2 protein-coding genes are annotated in these 1,557 nt (G+C 61.6%); both read right to left on the reverse strand.

The window, feature by feature from the left end:
- Positions 1-304: MCE family protein (locus FGM15_13640; protein MBU3666900.1), on the reverse strand; the 304-nt coding region annotated here is incomplete at its 3' end.
- Positions 301-1,437, reverse strand: a complete 1,137-nt coding sequence (locus FGM15_13645) for a hypothetical protein (protein ID MBU3666901.1) — start codon at positions 1,435-1,437, stop codon at positions 301-303. The genes FGM15_13640 and FGM15_13645, both read right to left, overlap by 4 nt.
- Positions 1,438-1,557: the final 120 nt, after the last annotated feature.

Consider the following 1,557-nt stretch of genomic DNA (forward strand, 5'->3'; position numbering starts at 1 on the left):
GACCGGCGGCGAACTTCTCCAAACGCACCGTCACAACTGCCTCGTCGAGTTCCTTGTTGAGGTGCACCTTGGTCACCGTGCCGGCCACGATGCCGCGGAAGATGAGCGGCGTCTTGCCCTCCTCCATGCCAGGCGCATCGGTGAAACGGATTTCGATCTCCGGCCCGATTGAATCGAGGTAGTCGAAATACATCCACGCCGCTCCCGCCAACGCGACGAGCGGGAAAAGCCACGCCCAGGAAATACCGCTCCGCCCGCGGACAACTTGTCCGTGGTCCTTCGGTCCATTCACCGGTTCGCTCAAGCCCGTGCCCCCCGCCAAATCATGCGCATATCATAGCTCGACGCAGCGAACAGCGTGCAAACAAGAACTGCGGCGAAGAAAAGCGCCCCGAGTTCGGCCGTGACACTGGCCAGCGTGCCGAGCTGCCCGACAGCGACCAGCACGGAGAGCAGGAAAATATCCACCATCGACCAAGTTCCGATGGTTTCGACCACGCGGAAAATTTTTGCCCGACCACGCGGATGATCCGGTTTGCCGTCCATCCACAACAACCAGCCGAGAGCCGCCAGTTTCAAAAAAGGAATGCACATGCTGGCAAGGAACACGATGACCGCGGCAGGCCAGAGCCCAACATGGTAAAGCTCGAGCACGCCACCCCAAACGGTCAGCGCTGCCGTGTCACCCGGAACAGTCATGGTCATCACCGGGAGAAGATTGGCGAACGGATAGAGAATCACGCCGCTGACGACCAAAGCCAGGGCCCTCTGGCGTCTGATGCGCACGTCGATTTGCGGGCGAAAGCGTGCATCGCCTTCCTGGCCGGCGTTTTCGCGCAATTGCTCGAGGACCAGACAGCAGAGCGAAAGCAGCACGACAAAGACCGTGCCTTTCTGCCATGTGACGGTTCCGAGCAAATCAAGGCGCACCACGGCCACCATGCAGGCCACGAGAAATACCGGGACGAGGTTCCACGGGGCCAGCCTCTCGACCAGACGCCAGACCTTCACGTCACCCGGCCAAGACTGTCCGAGGCAACGCGCGGTCAGCACGTAGCAAGCGAGAACCAAATAAAGGGCCGGCGCCAAGATCGCGCAGAAAAAAACCAGTGCCGCCAGGGGCGCGTAATCCTGCGAGAGCAAACCCTGCACCCCGGTGAACACATGATTCGACTGGCGCGCTCCGGCCACATCGAAAGTCATCACGGGGAAAACATTGGCCAAAACCAACAACACCACCCCGGTCAATGCCACGGCCAAGCCGCGCTGGCGCGCGGATGCGACACGGGGCGCGGCCAGCAATTCACCGCAACGCGAGCAACGGAGTTTTTCGCCCCGCGCGAGAAGGCGGTGGCGATAAGGCGCCTCGCAAGCGTGGCATTCATCCCAATCGCCGGGTTGGGGAAGAGGGGGAACCGTGACATCCGCGGCAGACACAGCGGGGAGCGAAGCAGAAACGGCGTGCCGGCGACAAGCCGCAAGCTCGACGCGTCAGGCGATAACCATGATGCGTTTTGCCGTGATTGCGGAATCGATAGGTTCCCGGCTGTGCACGCG

Source organism: Chthoniobacterales bacterium (assembly GCA_018883245.1).
GTDB lineage: Bacteria > Verrucomicrobiota > Verrucomicrobiia > Chthoniobacterales > JACTMZ01 > JACTMZ01.